The following is a 22,857-nucleotide window of genomic DNA, read 5'->3' as shown; positions in this document are numbered from 1 at the left end:
ACCCGCACGCTGATGTGCACGCGAAGGGCATCTCATGACCGTCGAATACATCCGCTACCGCATCCCCGCCGATACCGCCGAGAAGTTCGAACTCGACTACGCGCGCGCCGCCGTACAGCTGGCCATGGCGCCGGAGTGTGTGGACTACGAACTCTCCCGCTGCGAGGAGGACTCCGACTCCTACATCCTGCGCATCACCTGGACCTCCACGGCCGAGCACCTCGAGGGCTTCCGCACCGGCGCGCACTTCCCGCCGTTCCTCGACGCGATCAAGCCGTACCTCCCGAACATCGAAGAGATGCGCCACTACACCCCGACCACCGTGTCGGGCCAGGGCGGATCGGTCCCGAGCCTCTACGACTGGCTCGGCGGCGCCGAAGCGCTCGAGCGACTCACCGAGTCCTTCTACGGCGAGGTACTCAAGGACGACCTGCTCTACCCGCTGTTCAAGGGCATGGACGAGCACCACCCGCACTTCGTCGCCCTCTGGCTCGGCGAGGTCTTCGGCGGCCCCGACGCCTACAGCACCGAACGCGGCGACTACCGGCACATGGTCAGCCGCCACCTCGGCAAGCACATCACCGAGCCGCAACGCCGACGCTGGGTCAACCTCCTGATGGACGCCGCGGACCGGGTCGGACTGCCCGCGGACCCCTCCTTCCGCGCCGCGTTCGCGTCCTACATCGAGTGGGGCACCCGGCTCGCCGAGATCAACTCCCAGCCCGGCCGCGAAGCCTACGACGCGCCGATCCCGCACTGGGGCTGGGGCGTGGCCCTGCCGTACAAGCCCGCCGCGAAGCCCGCCGCCTGACCGCCGGCCACCATCCGCGGTGCTCGCGCACGCCTAGCCACACCAGCCGGCACCCGCCGATCTCGGACACGGCGGCCAGCAGGAACAGGGCGATGGAGCGGGTGATGAGCACGTGGGATCCGTTTCCTTCGACGCGTCGTTCTCGGTCAGGCCGATCGTCAGTTCGCCGGCGCGTTCGACCGGCCGGGTTAAGCGGACACCGCCCTGGATCGCGGCGCCGTCCGCCTCCGCGTCTCGGCCGGCCTCGAGATCCGCATCTGATCCATGCACCGACGGTAGAGCTTCGACCCGGCTCGAAGGTCAAGGCCCGCTCCTTCCGTTCCACGAAGCCCGTTTCACGATGCCCGGCTCACAATGCCCCGCTCTCGGATAGTGCGTTGATCGGATGGGATTCGCTAGCGTGGGCAGCGGGCTACGGCTCGACCCCGGGCCGCGGCGGACGGCACGAGGGCCGGAACGACAGGAGGCTGCGATGGCGGTGATCGGGGTGCGTCGGGGTGACGGCCTGCGGGTCTTCGGGGTGGCGCACGTGGTGGCGGCCGGCTGCCTGGTGGCGGGGTTCCTGATCCGCGGAACGCACGGGTTGGCGATCGTGGCGCTGCTGGGGGTGCTTGAGGTCGCGGTCTCCTTCGACAACGCGATCGTGAACGCGACGGTGCTGGCCCGGTTGAACCGGTTCTGGCAGCGGATGTTCCTGACGGTGGGGATCGTGGTGGCGGCCATCGGGATGCGGCTGCTGGTGCCGCTCGCGATCGTGTGCGCCGGTGCCCGGCTCGGGCCCGGATCCGCGCTGGATCTGGCGTATCGCGATCCGGCGCGGTACCGGGATCTGCTGCTCGCGGCGCAGCCGGGGATCTCGGCGTTCGGCGGCGCGTTCCTGATGATGATCTTCCTGGGGTTCGTGTTCGAGGAACACGAGCAGGTGTGGATCGGCTGGGTCGAGCGCCCGCTGCGGCGCCTGGGCCGGATCCCCGGCATCGCGCAGGTGGTGGTGCTCGGGTTCGCGCTGTCCGCGGCCGGCACGGTGGCGAGCGGGCACGCGCTGAAGGTGGTCTCCGGCGCGGTCGCCGGCCTGATGGTGTATCTGCTGGTCGACGGGGCCGGACAGGTCATCGCGCGGCGGGCGGACGCGGACGGCGCCTCGCGCCCGCGCTCCACCGTGTCCGGGCGGGCCGGGCTGTTCCTGTTCGCGTACCTGGAGCTGCTGGACGCGACGTTCTCGTTCGACTCGGTGATGGGCGCGTTCTCGGTGACCCTGGACATCGCGCTGATCACGATCGGGCTCGCGATCGGCGCCGCGTACATCAGGGCTTTGACGGTGTTCGTGGTGCGGCGCGGGACGCTGGAGGAGTACCGGTATCTCGAGCACGGCGCGTACTACGCGATCGGGATGCTCGCGGTGCTGCTGATGGTCCAGGTCTGGCACGACGTGCCGGACGTGCTGACGGCCGCCGTCGGGGCCGGGGTGATCATCGCCGCGGTCGCGAACTCGCTGTGGGCACGGCGCGCGCAGCAGCGCAGGGACCGCGGGGCCGGCGGGCCGTTGGCCGAGGTGCGCGACGTGCGCCGCGGCGGGGATCGCCCCGCGGCCTGAGCGGCCGGACTCCGGCCCGGCCCGCTCCCCGCTCCCGTTTCCGCTCCCGTTTCCCCGTCCGGCGCGCTGTTGACCTTCACCCTTGGGCAAGCCGCAGACTGAAGCCGACCGGGCACCCGCCCGGAACGAAGGAGCCGTCCATGGGCCTGGTCAGCATCGGTGAGTTCTCGCGACTCTCCCGGCTCTCACCCAAGGCCCTGCGCCTCTACGACGAACTCGGCCTGTTGGTGCCCGAGCACGTCGACCCGGCGACCGGGTACCGCTGGTACGCGGACGCGCAGCTCGAGCGGGCCCGCCTCGTCGCCCTGCTGCGCCGGATCGACCTGCCGCTGGCCCGGATCAGGGACGTGCTGACGCTGGACGCCGCGTCGGCCGCCGAGCGGATCCGGGGCTACTGGGCCGAGACCGAGGCGGAACACGCCACTCGGCGAGAACTGGTCGGCCACCTCGTTGCCCGTCTTCACGGAAAGAAGCCCGCCATGTACGAAGTCGCCGTCCGCGACGTTCCCGCCCGCAGCCTGCTCAGCGTCGTGCGCCGGGTGCACGAGGACGAAGTGATACAGGTGAGCCGGGAGTTCTTCATCACGCGCATGGCCCGAGGCGGCGTCGCCCGCGTCGAGGGCGTCGCCGGAGCCCCTTTCACCATCTTCCACGGCGAGGTCAGCGCGGACAGCGACGGGCCGGTGGAGTTCTGCTGGCCCGTCCCCGACGACCAGGCCGCCGCCCTCGCCGCCGACTTCCCCGACCTCGCCCTGCGCACCGAGCCCGCGCACCAGGAGGTCTTCATCGCCCAGGCCAGCCCCGGGACCTGGGGCAGGGCGAGCGAGGCCGAACTCGCCATCCAGGCCCTGTTCGCCTGGGCCTCCGAGAACGAGCGCCCCACGGCCGGCGGAGTGCGCAGCCTGCTGATCTTCAGCCCCGCCGGGGAGCGCACCACCCCGGCCGGCGAATTCGCCGTGGCGCTGCGCTGACCCCGAACCCGAATACGAACCCGAACCCGAACCCGACAGAGAACCCGACCAAGAACACCGAGGTCGGCGTGGCGGCTCAGGCCTCGTCGACGTCGGGGGCGAGCAGGGTGAGCAGGGGCGCCATGTCGCAGTCGCGGACGGATCTCACCACCGGAGCGAGAGCCGCGCAGATCTCTGCGACGCCGTCTTCACCCAGCACGGACATGCCGCCGGACCAGGAGAGCTCGTCGGTCTGCCGCTCGACCTGGGCGCGCAGGCGCAGGCCGGTGTCGGTGAGGGTGCCCGCGGTGGCGTCGAGCAGGCCGCGGGCGGTCAGCGCCTCGGCCGCCGCGGACCACTCCTCGGCGGTCCAGCCGCGTATCTCGCGCATCATCGCCACGTCGGCCGCGCGGCCGGCGGTGAGCAGGTGGTGGGACTCCAGGCCGCTCACGCCCGCGGCGACCCAGGAGGCCACATGGCCGTCGCCGCGGTACTCGCGGACCGTGCCGGCGAGCTGCCACAGCGCCGCGATCGGATCTTCCGGGAGCGGGAGGGCGGCGTTGGCGGCGCCGAGCGGACGGCCCGTCGGTTCGAGGGCCGCGGGCAACGCCGCCAGCCGCTCGACCAGGGGTGCGGCGGCCTCCTCGGTGACGCCCGCGCTGCGCAGCAGCTTGCCGGCCAGCGCGTTGCGGCTGGCGACGCAGTCCGCCGGGGACGCCGTCGCCCAGGCCCCCGGGATGGCCTTGGCCACCTTGCCCGGCGCGAATCCGCCGAACGCCGCGGTCGCGGTCGCGGCGCTCACCGCGCCGAGCGGAGCCGCCCGGAAGGCGAGGAAGGCCATCCAGAATCCGCGCAGACCGAGAGCCGCTCCGGCGTCGCGGGTGTCGTCCACCAACAGGGCCGGCTGGTAAAGCGCCTCCAGGCTGTGCCAGAGCCGCCGTGCGGGGTGAGTGCTCATGGGAATCAGCATGCACCGATCCGGTCGCCGGCAGGCGGGATGTGAGCGAGGTCACGTCCCCGGCGACCGGGCCGGCGCACGCGGTCAGGCTCCCTTCGGGGTGTTGCGGGGCAGGCCGAGCGAGATCAGCGAGCCGAACACGCTTCCGCAGGCCATCACCAGCGTGGTGACCAGGGCCGCGTGCGGCGCGTCGGACGGGGTGTGGAACAGGCTCAGGAACACCGAGCCGTAGACCGCGACGCCGATGACCTGGCCGAGCTGGTTCACCGTGGTGAGCACGCCGCTGGCGTCCGCGGCGTAGATCGGGGGCACCTTCGAGAACGCGATCGTGAACATGGGGCTGAACGCCGTTCCCATGCCGAGTCCGAAGCACAGGATGCACAGTTCCATCCATACGCTGATATGGCCGCCGCGCATGGTGAGGGCGAGCCCGAGGAACGCCAGGGTCGTGAGACCGAGGCCTGCCGGAGCCAGCGAGCGGTGCCACGCCGCGGGTAGCTTTCGCCAGCTCAGACTGGCGAAGCCGAACGCGACCGCGCTGGGCAGGAACACCATGGCGGCGACCAGCGCGCCGTGGCCCAGGCCCTCCTGGACGTAGAGCGTGATCAGGAACAGGATCCCGGCGTAGTTGGCCGTGGCGGCGAGCAGGCCCGACGCGCCGACGAGCATGCCGGGCGCGCGCAGCAGGTCGCCGCGGATCAGCGGCGAGCCGCCGGTGCGCGACGCTCGACGCTCGACCAGGACGAAGAGCGCCACGAACACCGCGCACAGCGCCAGGCTCACCCAGGTCCACGTCGGCCAACCCAGCTGGTGGCCGAGGACCAACGGCAGCACCAGGGCGAACACGGCCAGGGACAAGGTGGCGAGGCCGGGCAGATCGAGTCTGCGGCCCGGATGGCCGTTGTCCTTGGGCAGCGCCCGCGCGCCGGCGACCAGCAGTACCAGGCCGATCGGCACGTTGACCAGGAACACCGGCCGCCACTGGCTGCCCCAGAGGTCGGCGTTGACCAGGACGCCGCCGACGATCTGGCCGGCGATCGCGCCGCAGGCGATCACCGCGGCGTAGGTACTCAGGGCCTTGGCCCGGGCGCCGTCCTTGAAATGCAGCTGGATGAGGCTGAGCACCTGAGGCACCATCAGCGCGGCGCCGGCGCCCTGCACGAACCGGAAGACGATCAGCGGCACGGCCGCCCAGGCCACGCCGCAGGCCAAGGACGCCAGCGTGAAGAGCGCGACGCCGGCGAGGAACATGTTCCTGCGGCCGGCCAGGTCGCCCAGGCGCGCACAGGTGACGATCAGGACGGCGTAGGTGATCATGTAGCCGGCGACCACGAGTTGCAGGTCGGCGCCGGTGGCGTGCAGGTCGGTGCCGATGCGCGGCGCGGCGACGTTGGCGATGGCCACATCCAGGGTGGCGATGAACACCCCGGTGAGCACGATGGCCAGCAGTCCTCGGGCGGACGCCTCGGTGGGGGCGTCGGTGGACGTGGCGGTGATCTCGGTCATGGCTGTTGTTCTCTACTGCGCAAGCGCCTCGAGACGCTGCTTCGCGCTCTGCGGCAGGATGTACTCGCCGGTCTGCTCGATCCGCGCGTAGAGCCGTTCCACCCGCTCGTAGTGGTCGTCGAGGTTCTGGTCCAGCAGGTGGTACCTGGACTTGTTGTAGACGCCGAACTGCAGGTCGGTCATGAGCTCGAACGGGTTGATCTCGTCCGTGCCGCGCGCGCCGAACACCAGCCGCAGGAACTCGTCGATACTCTCGTAGCCCAGCGTCAGGAGCAGGAACTCGATCGAGTCCCGCTTGCGCTTGATCTGGTAGTCGCGCTCGTCCGGGTCGACGATGAAGTCGAGGCCGCCGGACATGCCGGCCGGGTAGTGCACCTTGTTGAAGCAGCGGAAGTCGATGGTCAGCCGGTCGTTCGGCGAGCCGGGCAGGGTGCAGTCGCCGTGCGCCCGGTAGTTGTCGAACACGAGGGCGTCGCCGACCCGCGAGTCGCAGTAGTAGCCGGGGGACGGAGTGTCGGCGTAACGCTTCTCCCAGTACTTCGCCATCATGAAGTCCCGCACGGTGGGCAGGTCGATCTCGGAGAGCTTGCCTTCGAGGAAGAGGTACAGGGCCTTGTCGACGGCGGCCTTCTCCTCCTTGTCCACGCCGCACTCCAGGATCTTCTCGTACGCGTACTGGAGGTTGGGGGCCTCCTCCTCGGCATCCTCGAAGATCACGAACGGCTGGCGGTCCAGCGGCGTCGGGGTGAGCGCGGTGTGGAAGCTGCGGTACTCGGTCGGGAAGCCCAGCCGCTTCTTCACCAGGGACGGGATCTGCAACGCGATGCCGCTGGCGGAGTGGGTGCCGTAGGAGCGCTTGTTGGCGGTGACCACGAAGGCGTTGACCACCGCGGTCTCCACCTCGGGGAAGTGCTTGTGGACGATCTCCTGGTTGAGGTCGTAGAAGCGCTTGGCCGACGGGATGAACAGCACGCAGTTCTCGAACATCGTCGAGAGCGGGAAGTAGTTGCCGATCGACGCCGCGGCGAAGCTCTCCTGGATCACGGCCTGGCACCGCAGCTGCCGGGCCAGGTTCTCGGCGAGGTCGTCGTCGAGGTTCATCTGCTCGACGACGGTCGGGGTCTCCTCGGGGTGGAAGCAGCTCGGGTTCAGCACGCGCTTGGGCGGCAGCCGCGAGTCCACCTCCTCCTGGCTCACCGGATACTTCTCCAGGACGGGCATCAGCTTCTCGGCGTGCGCACCGGCGGAGGAGTGCAGGAAGGTGCCGCTCTTCTGATAGGTGCCCGTCATGACGGGCTCGTTCGCCTGCTTCAGCTCGGACTGAGCACTCATACCGTTCCATCCTCCTGGTGTTCGGGGCCGGAGCCGCCCGTCGCCGGCCGGCTCCGTCCGGTGGTGCGCTGTGGGTCAGGCCGTGACGGCCGCGGACGTCTCGGCGGCGGTGATGCGGTCCACGTACATCGCCGCGAACTGCTCCCCGAGCCGCGGGGCGGGGTGGTCGGCGCCGCCGAACACGTGCTCGCCGGTGAGGCCGGCGCCGAACGTGAGCGTCAGGTTGTCCGGCGTCAGGCCGTCCACCAGCGCGCCGATGCGGGCCATCGCGCTGGTCGGATGCGCGGCCGCGTAGTCCAGCGCGCGCCGCTTCCACGCGTCGAACGGCACCAGTTCCCCCTCGCCCGCGGCCGCGGCGACCAGTTCGAAGAAGGCGTTGAAGCTCGGCGCCTCGGCGTTGACGAAGTCGTAGTCCCGGCCGATGTGCTCGCGCTCCTCGGTCAGCACCGCCGCGACGGTCCGGCACAGGTAGTCCACCGGCAGGACGGCCGCCATGCTCGCGTTCGTGGTCGGGTAGCTGCCCATGGCCATGCAGCCGACGATCAGGTTGTGCAGGAAGTCGCCGCGGTCGAGCCGGAAGTGGCCGGTGCCCGCGGACGGGCCCACGAACGGCAGCCGGTACACCGAGGCCTTGGCGCCGCGCCAGCGCGCCGCGATCACCATCTGCTCGGCCATCCACTTGGAGGTGACGTAGCCGTACTCCGCCTCGTCCGGCTTGACCTCGAAGCCCAGGTATCGGGGCAGCGTGCCGAAGGTGGACATGACGTGCACCGCCTTGCCACGGCCCTGCGACGCCAGCCGCAGTGCCTCGTGTACGCCGATCACGTTGGGGCCGATGTACTCGTTCAGCGGCCGCATCCAGTCGACCAGGGCGCCGGAGTGGCAGACGGCGTCGACCTCGTCGGCGAGCTGGTCGAACGTCTCCTGCGACAGTCCGAACAGGGGCTGGGACAGATCGCCCACCACCGGGTGCAGCAGCGACGCGTAGCGCTCGTCCCACATCCCATAGCTCGACAGGGCGGTGACCAGTCGCTGCGTCGCCGCCTCCGGATCGGGTGCCCGGACCAGACAGTGCGCTGATATGCCGGCCTCGAGCAGTTCGCGCAGCAGGAATGCGCCGACGAAGCCGGTGGCGCCGGTCAGGAACACCGACTCCGGACGGTCCAGGGTGTCGCGGGCGTTGTCGAAGCGCAGCTGCGGGTCGAGGTAGCCCTTGCGTACCGGCGCCATGTCCAGGCCGGCCGCGTTGGCCGGCTCGGCCGGGCTCCCGCCCGTGTCGGCGGACGCCTCGACCGGTGCGTCGAGGCCGCGCTCCTGCAGCTTCGCCAGCAGGAACTGGGACAGCGACGTCAGGTCCGGGTGGTCGAAGGCGATCTTGGCCGGCAGCGCAAGGCCGGTCATGTCCGCGAGCTGATTGCGCATCAGGACGGCGGTCAGCGAGTCGATGCCGATGTCCTGCAGCGGCAGGTTCACGTCCACGTCGGAGAGCGAGGCGAAGCCCAGGGTCTTGGCCACCCCGCCCCGGACCAGGTCGAGGACGACGTTCACCTGCTCCTCGGGCGTGGTCTGGCCCAACAGCCGGCGCAGTCCGGCGCCGCCGTCGCCCTTGGCGCGCTGGCTGTTCTCACCGGAGTGGGAGCTCAGCAGCGAGCGCAACAGCGGCGGCACGCCTCCCTGCTCCACGTAGTAGGTCTGGATGCGGCCGAGATCCAGCGCGGCCGCCACCGTCAACGCGCGGCCGCTGCGCACCGCCGCCTCGAGCAGTTCCAGGCCTTCGTCCGCGGAGATTCCGTCAAGGCCCGTACGGGCGATCCGGACCTGGTCGCGCTCGCTGAGTCCGGCGGCCATGCCGTCGCCGTCCCACGGGCCCCATGCCACCGAGGTGGCCGGCAGGCCCTGGGCCCGGCGCAGGTGCGCGAGCGTGTCGAGGAACGCGTTGGCGGCCGCGTAGTTGCCCTGGCCCGGTGCGCCGAGCACGTTGGAGATCGAGGAGAACAGCAGGAAGAAGTCCAGGTCCAGATCCTGCGTCAGGCGGTGCAGGTGCCAGGCGCCGTCCACCTTGGGCAGGAACACGGTCGCGAGCCGTTCCGGTGTCAGAGCCGAGAGGGCGCCGTCGTCGAGCACGCCCGCGGCATGGACCACGCCGCGCAGCGGACGGTCCGCGTCGAAGAGCGAAAGCACCGACTTCATGCTGTCCCCGTCGGCCGCGTCGGCGGCGACCACCGTCGCGGTGGCGCCGAGCGCGCCGAGGACGGCCACCAGCACCTCGGCGTCGGCGGCGTCCGGGCCGCGGCGCGAGGTGAGCACGAAGTCGCGGACCCCGTGCGTGGTCGCGAGCCAGATGGCGACGTGCCGGCCGAGTGCGCCGAGGCCGCCGGTGATCAGCACGGCCCCTTCCGGCCGGATGAACTCCTTGTGCTCCGTGGGAACCAGCACCACCTTGCCCACGTGCCGCGCCTGGGCCATGAAGCGCAGGGCGTCGGAGGTGGCCGTGATCGGGAAGGTGCGCAGCGGCAGCGGCTTGAGCTTGCCGGCCCCGAGCAGCTCGGCCAGGGACACCAGCATCGTGTGCATGAGGTCGGGGTCCGCCTCGAGCAGGTGGTAGACCCGGTACTTCACCCCCGGGTGGTTCTCGTCCACCCAGGCCTGCTCGCGCAGGTCGATCTTGCCGAGTTCCAGGAAGCGGCCGCCGGCGGCCAGCATCCCGAGGCCCGCGTCGATGAACTCGTCGGCCAGCGAGTTGAGCACGACGTCGAAGCCGCGTCCGGGCGCGGTGCGGCCGAAGGACTCGACGAAGCCCAGGTCCCGGGACGAGGCGATGTGGTCGTCGTCGAGCCCGAGTTCGCGCAGCGCCGCCCACTTCGGCTCGCTGGCGGTGCCGTACACCTCGGCCCCGTGCAGCTGCGCGAGTTGCACGGCCGCCATGCCGACGCCGCCCGCGGCCGCGTGGATCAGCACCCGCTCACCCGGCCGCAGCGCGCCCAGCTCGTGCAGGCCGAACCACGCCGACAGGAACGTCATCGGGATGGTGGCGGCCTCCTCGAAGCTCAGGTTGTCCGGGATGCGCACCACCCAGCGCGCGTCCGTGGACACCTCGGAGGCGAACGAGCCCTGGCCCAGGCCCAGCACCGGATCGCCGACCTTCAGGTCCTTGACCCCGGAGCCGACCTCGGTGACGACGCCGGCGAACTCCATGCCGAACACCGGCAGCTCCACCATCCCCAGCGCGTTGAGCACGTCGAGGAAGTTCACGCCGGTGGCCTTCACCTCGGCCCGGATGTCCCCGGCGGCCAGGGGCTTCGGCGTGACTCTGCGGACGGTCAACGGCTGGTCCAGACGGCCCTTGGCGGCGATCTCCAGCTGCCAGCGGCCCTCCGCCGGGAGCGTCAGCTCGCCGCCGGCGCCGGCCCGTTGCAGGTGCGGGACGAGCGCCTGGCCGTGGCGCAGGGCGCATTCGGGTTCCGCGGCCAGCATCAGTGCCGGAGCGAGCGCCTGCAGGTCGGGCTCCTCGTCGCCGAGGTCGATCAGACGCAGTGCCAGGTCCGGATTCTCGCTGCGGGCGGTGCGCATCAGGCCCCACAGCGGCGCGGACGCGAGCCCGGAGGCCATGTCGTCGGCGTCGGTGCCCACCGCGCCGCGGGTCAGCCAGACCAGCGGCGGTACGAATCCGGACTCGGCCGCCTCGTGCAGCTGGGCGAGCGCCTTGCCGGCCAGCTCGAGTGCCCGGGTCGGGTCTGCGGCATCCCACAGGCAGAGCACGCCGTCCAGGTCCTGCGCCTCCTCGAGGTCGCGGACCTTGAACGCCTGGACCCCGGCCCGGCTCAGGGCGGTCTTGACCTCGCGCCCCCAGGCCACGTCGCCGGCCGGGGACAGCAGGCCCCAGGAGCCGCCGATCTCGACCTTGTCGGTGCCGACCGGCTTCCAGTCGACCTCGAACTGGAACCGGTCCACTCCGGCCGCGGCCAGCCGGCGCAGCACCGCCCGGTCCACCCGCCGCGCGTGCATCTCGTGCAGCCCGCCGATGTTCTCGCCGGCCGGGTCGAAGAAGTCCAGGGACGCGCGGAACTCGCCCTCGCCGAGTTCGAACCGCGCGACGCGGACCCAGACCTCCGACAGGCCCCTGCGCCGCATCGACATGCGCTGCGCCTCGTACGGCACGAGCACGTCGTCGGGGTCGGTGTTCTGCAGCCGCATGCTGAACAGCAGGGTCTGCATCGCCGAGTCCATCAGGGCCGGGTGCAGCACGTAGTCGCCGGCGGTGTGCGTGCTGTCCTCGGGCAGGGCCGCGCGGGCCCAGACCATCCCGTCGACCTGCCAGGCCTCCTTGATGCCCTGGAACAACGGGCCGAATTCGTAGCCGAGCTCGTCCAGATCGGAGTACAGCGCGGACACGTCGAGGCGCTCGGCCCCGGCCGGCGGCAGCGTCACCGTGACGCCCGGGCCGGGCTGCGCGGGCACGATCCGGCCCTCGGCGTGCAGCTGCCACTCGCCGTCCTCGCGGTCGGGCGCGCTGTAGACCTGGACCGCACGGCCTCCGTCGGACTCCTGACCCACCGTCACCTGGAGCCGGGCGGACGTGCCCTTGGTGAGCACCATCGGGAAGAGGAAGCCGACGTCGGCCACGTCCCAGTCGCCGGGCGCACTGGCGTCGCCGGCGGCACGCATGGCCTCGAGGTACGCGGTGCCCGGCATCAGGACGGTGCCCATGATCTGGTGGTCCTGCACCCAGGCCGGCTCGTCGGAGGCCACGACGGTGGTGAACACCGTCAAGTCGGTCCCGGCGATCCGGACCAGGCCGCCGAGCAGCGGGTGGTCGGTGTCGTCGAGGCCCGCGCCGACCGAGCGCGGGGCCGGCGGATCGAACCAGAACCGCTCGCGCTGGAAGGCGTAGGTCGGCAGCTCCACCATCGCGGCGCCGAACGGCGCGAACCAGCCGCGCCAGTCGATCGGCGCGTCCAGCACGTGCAGGTCGGCGAGGCCGCGCTGCAGGACGGAGGAGCCGTCCTTGCCCGCCTGCAGCGACGCAACCCAGGCCAGCCCGGTCTCGTCGGCCAGGCACGCCGCACCCATGCCGGAGAGCACCGGCTGCGGGCCGAGCTCCAGGAAGATGTTCACACCCTCCTGGTGGAGCGTCGCGACGCTGTCGCCGAACCGTACGGCGTGGCGCACCTGCCGCACCCAGTACTCGGCCTGCTCCAGCTCGCCCGGCGCGGCCGAGACCCCGGTCAGGCTGCTGACCAACGGCAGCGCGGGCGGGTGGAACGCCACGGTCTCGGCGACGGCCCTGTACTGCGCCAGCATGCCGTCCATGTGGTGCGAGTGGAACGCGTGCGAGACGGTCAGTTCCTTGACCCGGCGGTCGTGCGCGGCGAAGTGCGCGACCAGGGCCTGCACGGCGTCGGCGTCGCCGGAGACGACGGTCTGGGTCGGCGTGTTGAGGCCGGCCAGGTCGACCTTGCCGGCCAGGCCCAGCTCCTCCAGCGCGGCTTCGGCTTCGGGGCCGGTGGCCTCCAGCGACGCCATCGCGCCACGGCTGGGCAGCGCCTGCATCAACCGGCCGCGGGCGCCCACCAGGCGGCAGGCGTCGGCCAGGTCGAAGACCCCTGCGACGTGGGCGGCCGCGAGCTCGCCGATGCTGTGACCCGCCAACAGGTCCGGCCGCACGCCCCAGCTGTGCCACAGCCGCCACAGCGCCACCTCGAGGGTGAACAGGGCCGGCTGGGTGAAGTCGGTGCGGTGCAGCAGCGCGGCGTCCTCGCTGTCGTCGGCCCACATGACGTCGAGCAGCGGCCGGTCCAGCTCGGTGAAGTGGGCGGCGATCTCGTCCACCGCCGCGCGGAACACCGGGTAGGTCGCGTACACGTCCTTGCCCATGCCCGACCACTGGCTGCCCTGGCCGGTGAACAGCAGCGCGAGTCGCGGATCCTCGCTGCGGTCCCCGGTGCGCACGGCGTCGGCCGGGACCTCGCCGCTGCGGGCGTAGGAGCCGAGCTTGTCCAGCAGGTCGGCCTTGTCCCTGGCCATCAGCACGAGCCGCTTGCGGAAGTGGCTGCGCGTCGCGGCCAGCGAGTACGCCACGTCGACGAGGCGGTCCTGGATGTTCATGCCCAGGTGCTGGTGCAGCGCCTCCGCCTGCTGGCGCAGGGCGGTGTCGGTGAAGCCGGAGACGAGGAAGGGCAGGGTCGGCGGCAGCGGCGCCGCGGGCTTGTCCGCTTCGACGGGGGCGGGCGGCTCCTCCACGATGATGTGCGCGTTGGTGCCGCCGATGCCGAAAGAGCTGACCCCGCCGCGGCGCGGCCGGTCCTTCGGCGGCCACGGCTGAGCCTGCTGGACCAGGGCCATGTTCGCGCCCGCCCAGTCCACCGCGGGTGAGGGCTCGGAGACGTGCAGGGTGCGCGGGATCAGGTGGTGCTGCAGGCCGAGCACGATCTTCATCACGCCGGCCAGGCCCGCGGCCGCCTGCGTGTGGCCGAGGTTGGACTTGACCGAGCCGACCCACAGCGGCTCGGCGGGGTGGCTGCCGCCGAAGACCTCGCCGAGGGCGGTGCCCTCGATGGGGTCGCCGAGCCGGGTGGCGGTGCCGTGCGCCTCCAGGTAGTCGATGTCCTCCGGCTGCAGGCCCGAAGCGCCGAGGGCCGCGCGGATGACCTGCTGCTGGGCGGGTCCGCTGGGCGTGGTCAGGCTGGCGGCGTGGCCGTCGTGGTTGACCGCGGTGCCGCGCAGCACGGCCAGGACGGGATCGCCGTCGCGCTGCGCGTCGGACAGCCGCTTGAGGATGACGACGGCGACGCCCTCGCTCCATCCGGTGCCGTCGTTGTCGGCGGAGAAGGACCGGCACAGCCCGTCCGGCGACATGCCGCGCAGACGGCTGAACTCCACGTGCATGTTGGAGGTGAGCATCAGGGTCGCGCCACCGGACACGGCCAGGTCGCATTCGCCGTTGCGCAGCGCGTTGGCGGCCAGGTGGGTGGTCACCAGGGACGAGGAGCAGGCCGTGTCCACGGTCATGGTGGGGCCTTCGAGGCCGAACACGTGCGAGAGCCGGCCCGAGGCGGTGGCGCCGGCCGAGCCGGGGCCCACGTACCCGTCCAGGTCGGCGATGCTGCCGCCCGTGGTGATGCCGTACTCGCGGTACCCCGCGCTCTTGCCGACGCCGACGAACGCGCCGGTCTGGCTGCCGCGCAGCTCCTCCAAGGTGTACCCGGCCCGCTCGAACGCCTCCCACGTGGTCTCCAGCATCAGGCGCTGGAGCGGATCCATCGCCCTGGCCTCGCGCGGGGAGATGCCGAAGAAGGGGGCGTCGAACAGGTCGATGGGGGTGACGAAGCCGCCACGGCTGGAGATGGACTTGCCGCGCGCCTCCGGGTCGGGGTCGTAGATGGCCGCGGCGTCCCACCGGTCCGGCGGAACCTCCACGATCCCGTCGACGCCGCGTTCGAGCAGCTCCCAGAACTCCTCCGGGCTGGTCACCTCGCCGGGCAGCCGGCAGGCCATGCCCACGATGGCGATGGGTTCGTCGACAGAGCGCCGACGGGCCGGGATCGGAGCCTTGCGGGTGGTCGCGGCGCCGGCCAGGTGCGCCGCGAGGGCCTTGACGGTGAAGTGCTCGAACAGCTTGGCCGCGGAGACCGGCCGGCCCAGCAGCTTCTCCAGCTGGGTCTGCACGCGCACGACGCGCAGGGAGTTGCCGCCGATCTCGAAGAAGTTCTGGTTGACGCCGATGTGGTCGTGGCCCAGAACCTCGGACCACACGGCCAGGATGTCGCGCTCGAGCTCGGTGGCCGGCTTGGCCGTCGCCTCGAACTCGGCCACCGGATCCGGCAGCGCCGCGCGGTCGATCTTGCCGTTGGGCGTGAGCGGGAACTGATCCAGCTCGACGAAGAACGCCGGGACCATGTACGCGGGCAGCCGTTCGGCCAGCCACGGCCGCAGCACCCGCCCGAGCGGGGTCCTGGCCTGCTCCCCCACCGCGGGCACGTTCGTGTACGCGGGCTGATGCGGCGCGGCGCGGTCGACGGCGGTGGCGCTCTGACGCGGGCTCAGGTCCGGCGTCTGACCGGGCTGCCAGAACAGGGCGTCGAAGGCCCACGGGTCGCCGGAGCTCGCGGGCACAAGCGCGAGCCTCACGCCCGCCTCGTCGGCCAGGGCGGTCAGATCCCGCGGGTCCACCCAGGACGCCGGCGGTTCGGCCGGGTGACCGAGGGCCGCGGCGACCCGGCTGTGCACGTCGCCGAGTCGTCCGTTGGGGATGTCGTCGATGCGCAGCGGCCCGCCGTCGGCTTCGGCCGCCACGAGGTCGCGCAGCGCGGCGAGATCGAGCTGCCGTGTCGGCCAGCTGTGCTCGGCACCGGATGTCGCGACGTCCGCGCTGCCGCCTATATGGAGTGTCACATCGTAGCGATAACGGGTCATCTCATTGATGTGGTGGCCGTCGCGCAGGGCGATCTCGACCCGGGTGATCTGCGGGAACACCGAGGGCAGCTCGGCGAAGTACGCGGGTGCCAGCGTCAGCTCGCGCTCGGCCGCGACGGCCTGGTCCGCGCGGCGGGCCAGTTCGTCGGGCTCGATGTCGCCGCCCGCGCGGAAGTCGATCACGTCGGCGTGGAACATCCGCAGCAGCGACAGGTCGCGGATGTCGCCGAGGAACACCCGTCCCTCGGTCACCGCCCTGGTCGCCCACGCCAGCACCGAGGTCAGGTACGCGGCGTTCGGGAAGTACTGGGCCACCGAGTTGACGATCACGGTGTCGAAGGCGCCCTCGGCCACGTCGGGCAGGTCGTGCGCCGGGCGGTGCTCACAGGTGACGTGCGGCAGCGACCCCAGGTGCTGCCGGGTGGAGTCCACCGCGCGCGCGGAGGCGTCGACGGCGTGGTAGGCCGCGCAGTGCGGCGCGATACCGAACATCATCAGACCGCTGCCGGAGCCGATCTCGAACACGTTGCGCGGCGCGTAGGACAGGATGCGGTTGACCGAGCCGCGCTGCCACTCGCGCATCTCGGCGGCCGAGAACGGCAGGCCGTCGTAGCTGTTGTGCCAGCCGGCCAGGTTGAACGCGGCGTCGTCGGCCTCTGACTCGTACGCGCGGTCCCAGGCGCCGGCCCACTCGGCCGGTGCCGCGCGCTGCGCCGGTTCGTCCGGCACGGCGGAGGGCGCGCCGCCGCGGACGCAGTAGGCGACCAGCTGCTCGTCGCGGCCGATGACGACCGCACGCGCGATCTCCTCGTGGCTGGCCAGCGCCGCCTCGATGTCGCCCAGCTCGATGCGGTGGCCGCGCAGCTTGACCTGGCCGTCGTTGCGACCGAGCACGCTCAGCGCGTCCGGTGCGACGAAGCGGGCCACGTCTCCGGTGCGGTAGAGGGAGCCGGGGTGGAACGGGTTGGCGACGAACCGGGACCCGGTCTGCTCGGCGTCGCCGTGGTAGCCGCGCGCCACACCGGCGCCGCCGATGCACAATTCACCCGGGAAGCCCGCCGGCACCGGCATCAGGTTCGCGTCGAGGACGTAGAGCTGGGTGTTGGCGATCGGGGTGCCGATGACGACGTCGCCGTCCGCCACGTGCCAGACGCTGGACCAAACAGTGGTCTCCGTCGGGCCGTACATGTTCCACACGGCGTCGCCGCAGTCGAGCAGCCGATCGGCCAGCTGACGCGGCAACGCCTCGCCGCCGCACAGGATCGTGGCCAAGCGCGGGTCGCCGTGCCAGCCCGAGTCGAGCAGCAGCTGCCAGGTGGCGGGCGTGCCCTGCATCATGGTGAGCGCGTGACGTCGCATCAGGGCGAGCAGCGCGCCGGCGTCGATCGTCTCGTGAGCCTGGGCGATGACCACCGTGGCGCCCGACAAGAGCGGCAGGAACAGCTCCAGGGCCGCGATGTCGAAGGAGATGGTGGTGACGGCGAGCAGCCGGTCCGTCTCGGCGCAGCCCGGCTGCCGCCGCATGGACAGCAGGAAGTTGCACAGCGCGCCGTGGCTGATCTCCACACCCTTGGGCGCACCCGTCGAACCGGACGTATAGATGACGTACGCGAGGTCGTCGGCATCCACCTGCACGCCGGGGTTGTCCGTGCCGGCTTCCGCCTGCGTCCGCGCGTCATCGATCGGCAGGCAGAGCGCCGCCCAGAACGCGAGGTTCACCGGTGTCACGGCCGGCGTGAGGATGACCTTGGGGTCGGCGCTGTCCACCATCTGGCGGATGCGTCCGGCCGGGAACGCCGGGTCGATCGGCACATAGGCCGCACCCGTCTTCAGCACGGCCAGCAGCGACACGACGAGGTCGAGGGAACGGTCCAGCGCGAGGCCGACCAAGTCGCCGCGCCCGATTCCGCGCGCGATCAATGCGTGCGCGACGCGGTTCGCATCGGCGTTGAGCTCCCGATACGTGAGCTGCGTCTCGGCGCATATCACGGCGACGTCGCCGGCGTGGCTCTCGGCTGCCTGCTCGAACAGTTCGTGCAGACGGTGCCCCAGAGCCGCGTCGTCACCGGTGGCGTTGAACGCGTCGATCAGCGACATGCGCTCCGGCCCGGCGAGAACGTCGACGGACGCCAGCGGTTCCTCCACCAGCGCGGGCAGCCGGTCGCACCAGTCGCTCAGCTGCCCGGCGAGTCGCACGACGTCCTGGCGGGCGATGCGCTGGGCGTCGAAGAGGAATTCGACCGTCTCCCCGTCCTCGCGCAGGGCCAGTTCCAGGGCGGGGCCGAGTGCGCCGGTACCTTCAGCGGACGTGGACGCGCCCGCGGTCGCGCCGGGCCACGAAACAGCCACATCGGGGGTCAGATCGCCGGATTCCCAAAGGTTCCGGAGCGTCGCGTCGCGCCCGATGAAGTCGCGGCGCAGCCATGCCTTCTCCTGGCCGAGGCGGAATTCCTCGGCGACCGCCTGGAGGTTCTCGGCCACCGTGCGGGCGGGGTCGAACGCGGCACGCAGGGGCAGCCAGGCGGCGAACAGGTCCCGGTATGCGGCATCGACTCCGTCGCGGGGCGCCGCGACCGCGAGCACGAGGTTCTCGGTCATGCTCGCCCGGCCGAGGAAGGTGCCGAGCGCGCCGAGGAGAGCTGGGACTCCGCCGGGTATCCGATACCGCGCGGTGACGCGCTGCTGCGCGCCGGAGGAGACCGGCGGCGTGAACGGAAGGCGGAACGGGTGGGCGTCGCCGGCCAGGCGCTCGCGCCAGTAGCCGGCGGCCTTCGACGCCGCGGTCCCGGCCTCGGTGATGGCGGTGCGCAGCGCGTCGCCGGGCGCCGCGAGGATCAGTCCCGGCCGCACCGACATGCCCGTCGTCAGTGCACTGACGGCGACGGGCGCGCCCTCCAGCGTGCACAGCCGGGTCAGGTGCACGGTGCCGGAGGCCGTGGCCACCTGCAGGCCGGACGCGTCGTCACATGCGAGGACCTCCCCGGCCGAGGTACCGGGGGAGGCTGCGCCGGGGTGCGCCGCGCGGACGGCGAGGATGTGCCCGTTGAGGTCCACCTTGGGCCACACGAGCGGGCTGTCGAACGGCCCGTGGTCGGTGGCGCGGACCAACGCGACGATGTCGTCGGCCCCGATCGTCCAGTCGATCAGGCCCTCGGCCGGGAGCTGGGTGTGCCGGGAGAAGTAGCGGCGTGCGGCCAGGTCCTGGGAGACGCCGGTGACGCGGTCCTCGGCGATCTCGTCGATCAGCGCGGCCAGACTGCCGACTGCCGCCTCGTCACACTTCAGGCCCAGCGACAACGCGGTCTCACCGGGCTCGACCGCCACCGGTATCCGCTTGAGGATGTCGCCGCCGTCGACCAGTTCGCCGATCCGGTGCCAGGTCACGGCGTACTCGCGCTCGCGGTGGGCGACGGCCCAGGACGGCGCGTTCAGGCCCGCGTACTCGGGCAGCGGGCCGTAGTGGTAGTTGACGCTCATGCGCTTCGCGCAGGCCAGCAGCGCGGCGGGCACGATGGCGTGATTGCCGACGCTCAGCAGTAGATCGCACTCGAGCCGCGGCGCGAGGACGAGCGCGTCATCGAGTTCACAACTGGGGATTCCGGCCTTGACCGCCCAGGAGCGGACCTCGGCGTCGCCGGATATCACCACCCGGATCCGGTGGCCTTTCTCCATGAGGATTTCGCCGCAGCGAGCGAGGGCCCCCGTGTCACCGATCAGGATGAAGTTCAGAGCAGGCAAAGCTGTTCTCCCATGCGAGATAGTTTGATCCGAACTCGTAGCCGCGTCAGACGCACTTCTCGTATCCGAGACCCCCGCACGCGCAGCCTGTCGATCATCCCAGAGCACTGCTTCGAACCAAGCTATGGCGCACCCGACCACGTGTCAACGTGCAAGACCGCAGCGAGGCTCCGACTCGACGCCGGAACGCTGCGGTAAGCCAGCTGACCTGGCTGTATGCCAGGCAGCAGGAGCAGCGCGGCCGGTTTCGCGACTGCGGTTCCGGCCCGGTGCCGGACTGGCGCACCGTCCGCCACTTCGGGCGCGTGCCTATTTCGCAGAATGAAAACAGACCGTTGATGACGAAGCAATGCACGAACCCACTGTTCGACCCGAATTCACGCGAGTGCCCGGGCCCCGTTCGCCTTGGGGCTGATCACGTGAGGCACCACAGGGGTACGCCGTTGCGTCGTTGCCGTGTTCCAAATACGTTTCAAAGATACGAGCGCCGTTTCACCCCCGCAAGGAGCCGACCATGTTCCATTCCGCCGCCGTCGTCGGATACGCACGCCTCCCCCTGGCCAGGTTCGGCGGAGGACTCTCCTCCCTCGCCGCCACCGAGCTCGGCGGCAGGGCCATCGGAGCCGCCCTCGACCGCGGCGGCGTGCCGCGCGAACTGGTCGAGTACGCGGTGATCGGGCATGCGCTCCCGGCGGGACTGGGCCAGGCCACGGCGCGTCAGGCCGCGTTCAGCGCCGGCATACCGCTCAGCGTCCCCGCGGAGGGCATCAACAAGGTCTGTCTGTCCGGGATGACCGCGATCGCCCGCGCGGCCTCGCTGATCGCGCTGGGCGAGTACGACATCGTCGTCGCCGGCGGGATGGAGTCGATGTCGAACGCCCCTTACGTGCTCGACAAGGCGCGCTTCGGGTATCGGATGGGCGACGGCAGCCTCAAGGACAGCATGACGTTCGACGGCTTGACCTGTCCCTTCGACCACAAGCTGATGGGCCTGACGACGGACGAGTACCAGGCGGCCTCGCACGCCTATGCGCGCGAACGCCAGGACGAGTGGGCGGCCCGGTCCCACGCGCGCGCCGCGTCCGCGTGGAAGAACGGCGCGTTCGAGGACGAGGTGGTCCCCGTCGAGGTCCCGCAGCGCAAGGGCGAGCCGGTGGTGGTGCGCCAGGACGAGGGGATTCGTGCGGACACCGACGTGGAGGCGCTCGCCCGGCTCAAGCCGGCGTTCTCGAGCGAGGGGACCATCACCGCCGGCAACGCGTCACCGATCTCCGACGGCGCCTGCGCGCTCGTGCTCACCTCGACCGGCAAGGCGCGGGAGCTGGGTCTTCCGGTGCTGGCCACCGTCAAGTCCTGGGGCGCCACCGCCGGACCGCTGTCGCTGCTGCCGCAGCCGTCCAACGCCATCCGCAAGGCCGCGGCCAAGATCGGGCTCGACCCGTCGAGCTTCGACCTCTACGAACTCAACGAGGCGTTCGCATCGGTCGCCATGGCCGGCGTCGACGACCTCGGCATCTCCGAGGACGCCGTCAACGTCAACGGCGGCGCCGTCGCGTTGGGCCACCCGCTCGGCTGCACCGGAGCGCGCATCACCGTGACGCTGATCAATGCCCTGCGCCACCGCGGCGGCGGGATCGGGGCCGCGGCCCTGTGCGGGGGCGGCGGCCAGGGCGACGCGCTGATCGTCGAAGTGGCCTGACGCGTCGAGTGGCCTGACACGCGGCCGACGTCGACGCACCCGCGATCTCGTTCGCTGATCGCTGCGATTCCGGAACGGGTCTGGCCGCCGGCTTCCGGACATGGTGGACTCGGTTTCCCAAGCCCCCCGCCCCTCTTCGGGAGACATCGTGTCCGTGATTCCTGCCAGCCACGCCGACCTGCTCGAACGGCCGCTGTTCTGCCACCTGGCGACCTTGCGGTCCGACGGTACGCCGCACGTGAACCCCATGTGGTTCCTCTGGGACGGCGAACACCTCTCCTTCACCACCTCGACCACGCGCGCGAAGTACAAGGAGCTGGTGGCCCGACCCCACGCCGCGGTCTCCATCAACGATCCGGACGCGCCGTACCGCTACCTGGAAGTGCGCGGGAGCGTCGAGCGGATCGAGCCCGACACGGCCGGAGAGTTCTTCGACGTGCTGGCCAAGCGCTACGGACTCCCGATGGACGGGCCGGTGGGCGACGCGCCCGTGCGCGTGCGCATCTACCTCAGGCCCACGCACACCACCTCCCAGTAGCACGCCGGACCATCCATTATACGAGACGTTTTTCTTCACATTGTGGACGTTGGCTAGATTCGAGTCATGACTGAACCTACGGACATCCCGCCGTTCGTGCGGGTCGAAGAGCTCGATGACCTGCGGGGCCGCCGCCTGGTACTGGCGGACGTGCGGTGGTACCTGGACGGCCGCTCCGGCCGAGCCGCCTACGAGGGCGGGCACCTGCCCGGCGCGGTCTTCGTGGACTTGGACGCGTGGCTGACCGGACCGGCCACGGCGGAGGCCGGCCGAAACCCGCTGCCCGCGCCCGAGGTGTTCGCCGAGGGCATGCGGACGCTGGGGATCGGCGACGACGACATCGTCGTGGCCTATGACGACCAGGGCGGGGTCATCGCGGCCCGGCTGGTCTGGATGCTGCGTACCACCGGCCGCCGCGCCGCGATCCTGGACGGCGGTCTCGACGCCTACCTGGAAGCGCACCCCGACTCGCTGAGCGCGGCGGAGCCGGAAGCAGACAGCGGCGACTTCTCGGTGCGCCCCTGGCCGGCCGAGGTCCTCGCGGACGCCGACGAGTTGACCGGGCCGGCCGCGCTCACGCTCGACGCGCGCAACCGCGACCGTTTCATCGGACAGCAGGACCCTGTCGATCCCCGGCCCGGACACGTACCCGGCGCGGTGAACGTCCCCTGCCGCGAGAACCTGGATCCCCGCGGCCGCCTGCTGCCCGCGCAGACGATCCGGGACCACTTCGACGCCGCGGGCGTGGACCGCACCACCGCGTCGCAGGTCATCTCCTACTGCGGCTCGGGAGTGACGGCCTGCCACAACCTGCTGACCCTGGAACACACCGGCCTGGGCCGCGGCCGACTGTACGTCGGCGGCTGGTCCGCCTACGGCCGCGACGAGACCCGCCAGGTGGAGACCGGCCCCGGCCGCACCCCGTCGCCCGCCGCGGGTGAGGCAACCCTCTGACCTGCTCCCCGCCCGAGCCGAGACCATGACCACCGCGGCCTCGGCTCCGGCGGCAGCCGCACCTGATCGTTGACGGCCCGAGCGGGCTCTCTTATCCTGGCGCTCAGGCAACGAGCACCGGCGCAGAACCCTGGTTTGCCGGTCGGCGACCCTTCACCGCCGTGTGCGGGGTGACCAGGAGAAGCCCCGGCCGTGGGAGGCCCTCCCCCGGCACGAGCAGAGTTCCTTTACTTACCGCGGAGGGAGACCCGGCGCCGTGCAGCGCGTACACCCCGCCACCGCCGTCCCCCGCCTGCCGCTGCTCGTCTCCCGTCTGGACGTGGATCTGGCCCGCCGGGCCAGCGCCCTCTGTCGCTGATCCGTTC

At 71.4% G+C, this 22,857-nt stretch carries 11 protein-coding genes and 1 riboswitch; of the genes, 6 read left to right on the top strand and 5 right to left on the bottom strand.

The window, feature by feature from the left end:
• The first annotated feature begins 34 nt into the window (after window positions 1–34).
• Window positions 35–811, top strand: a complete 777-nt coding sequence (locus KDL01_RS09685) for a group II truncated hemoglobin (RefSeq protein ID WP_212528056.1) — start codon at window positions 35–37, stop codon at window positions 809–811.
• Here the strand turns inward: KDL01_RS09685 and KDL01_RS45185 are convergent.
• Complete coding sequence (locus KDL01_RS45185; protein WP_212528055.1) at window positions 711–923, bottom strand: YnfA family protein; 213 nt, start codon at window positions 921–923, stop codon at window positions 711–713. The genes KDL01_RS09685 and KDL01_RS45185 overlap by 101 nt on opposite strands.
• Window positions 924–1,283: 360 nt before the next feature.
• Here KDL01_RS45185 and KDL01_RS09675 point away from each other — a divergent pair, with 360 nt between their 5' ends.
• Entirely contained in the window at window positions 1,284–2,405 is a 1,122-nt protein-coding gene (locus KDL01_RS09675; RefSeq protein ID WP_212528054.1) for a DUF475 domain-containing protein, read from the top strand.
• Between the two features lie 140 nt (window positions 2,406–2,545).
• Window positions 2,546–3,376: a MerR family transcriptional regulator gene (locus KDL01_RS09670; RefSeq protein WP_212528053.1), complete on the top strand. Its 831-nt coding sequence runs from the start codon at window positions 2,546–2,548 to the stop codon at window positions 3,374–3,376.
• Window positions 3,377–3,452: 76 nt separating this feature from the next.
• Here KDL01_RS09670 and KDL01_RS09665 read toward each other — a convergent pair whose 3' ends face one another.
• The 4 genes from KDL01_RS09665 to KDL01_RS09650 form a co-directional block, all read right to left on the bottom strand.
• Entirely contained in the window at window positions 3,453–4,313 is an 861-nt protein-coding gene (locus tag KDL01_RS09665) for an SCO6745 family protein (RefSeq protein ID WP_212528052.1), read from the bottom strand.
• Window positions 4,314–4,397: 84 nt separating this feature from the next.
• Window positions 4,398–5,819: an MFS transporter gene (locus KDL01_RS09660; protein WP_212528051.1), complete on the bottom strand. Its 1,422-nt coding sequence runs from the start codon at window positions 5,817–5,819 to the stop codon at window positions 4,398–4,400.
• 12 nt (window positions 5,820–5,831) lie between these two features.
• Window positions 5,832–7,151, bottom strand: a complete 1,320-nt coding sequence (locus KDL01_RS09655) for a hypothetical protein (RefSeq protein WP_212528050.1) — start codon at window positions 7,149–7,151, stop codon at window positions 5,832–5,834.
• Between the two features lie 75 nt (window positions 7,152–7,226).
• Complete coding sequence (locus KDL01_RS09650; protein WP_212528049.1) at window positions 7,227–19,301, bottom strand: polyketide synthase; 12,075 nt, start codon at window positions 19,299–19,301, stop codon at window positions 7,227–7,229.
• A 514-nt stretch (window positions 19,302–19,815) separates the two neighbouring features.
• Between KDL01_RS09650 and KDL01_RS09645 the strand changes: the two genes are divergently transcribed.
• From KDL01_RS09645 to KDL01_RS09635, 3 genes are all read left to right on the top strand, one after another.
• Window positions 19,816–21,000, top strand: coding sequence for an acetyl-CoA C-acyltransferase (locus KDL01_RS09645; protein WP_212528048.1), 1,185 nt, complete (start codon window positions 19,816–19,818; stop codon window positions 20,998–21,000).
• Window positions 21,001–21,148: 148 nt separating this feature from the next.
• Window positions 21,149–21,538, top strand: coding sequence for a PPOX class F420-dependent oxidoreductase (locus KDL01_RS09640; protein ID WP_307846207.1), 390 nt, complete (start codon window positions 21,149–21,151; stop codon window positions 21,536–21,538).
• A 66-nt stretch (window positions 21,539–21,604) separates the two neighbouring features.
• Entirely contained in the window at window positions 21,605–22,492 is an 888-nt protein-coding gene (locus KDL01_RS09635; RefSeq protein WP_212528047.1) for a sulfurtransferase, read from the top strand.
• A gap of 105 nt (window positions 22,493–22,597) precedes the next feature.
• Window positions 22,598–22,715, top strand: a riboswitch (SAM riboswitch).
• Window positions 22,716–22,857 lie beyond the last annotated feature (142 nt).

The organism is Actinospica durhamensis, assembly GCF_018139695.1.
In the GTDB taxonomy this organism is placed as follows: Bacteria; Actinomycetota; Actinomycetes; order Streptomycetales; family Catenulisporaceae; genus Actinospica; species Actinospica durhamensis.
This window is presented reverse-complemented; position numbering and strand designations above follow the sequence as displayed.

Bases quoted from the DNA above. Each gene is read 5' to 3' on its own strand.
- KDL01_RS09685 (WP_212528056.1), top strand. From the start codon at position 35: ATGACCGTCGAATACATCCGCTACCGCATCCCCGCCGATACCGCCGAG.
- KDL01_RS09675 (WP_212528054.1), top strand. From the start codon at position 1,284: ATGGCGGTGATCGGGGTGCGTCGGGGTGACGGCCTGCGGGTCTTCGGG.
- KDL01_RS09670 (WP_212528053.1), top strand. From the start codon at position 2,546: ATGGGCCTGGTCAGCATCGGTGAGTTCTCGCGACTCTCCCGGCTCTCA.
- KDL01_RS09665 (WP_212528052.1), bottom strand. From the start codon at position 4,313: ATGAGCACTCACCCCGCACGGCGGCTCTGGCACAGCCTGGAGGCGCTT.
- KDL01_RS09660 (WP_212528051.1), bottom strand. From the start codon at position 5,819: ATGACCGAGATCACCGCCACGTCCACCGACGCCCCCACCGAGGCGTCC.
- KDL01_RS09655 (WP_212528050.1), bottom strand. From the start codon at position 7,151: ATGAGTGCTCAGTCCGAGCTGAAGCAGGCGAACGAGCCCGTCATGACG.
- KDL01_RS09645 (WP_212528048.1), top strand. From the start codon at position 19,816: ATGTTCCATTCCGCCGCCGTCGTCGGATACGCACGCCTCCCCCTGGCC.
- KDL01_RS09635 (WP_212528047.1), top strand. From the start codon at position 21,605: ATGACTGAACCTACGGACATCCCGCCGTTCGTGCGGGTCGAAGAGCTC.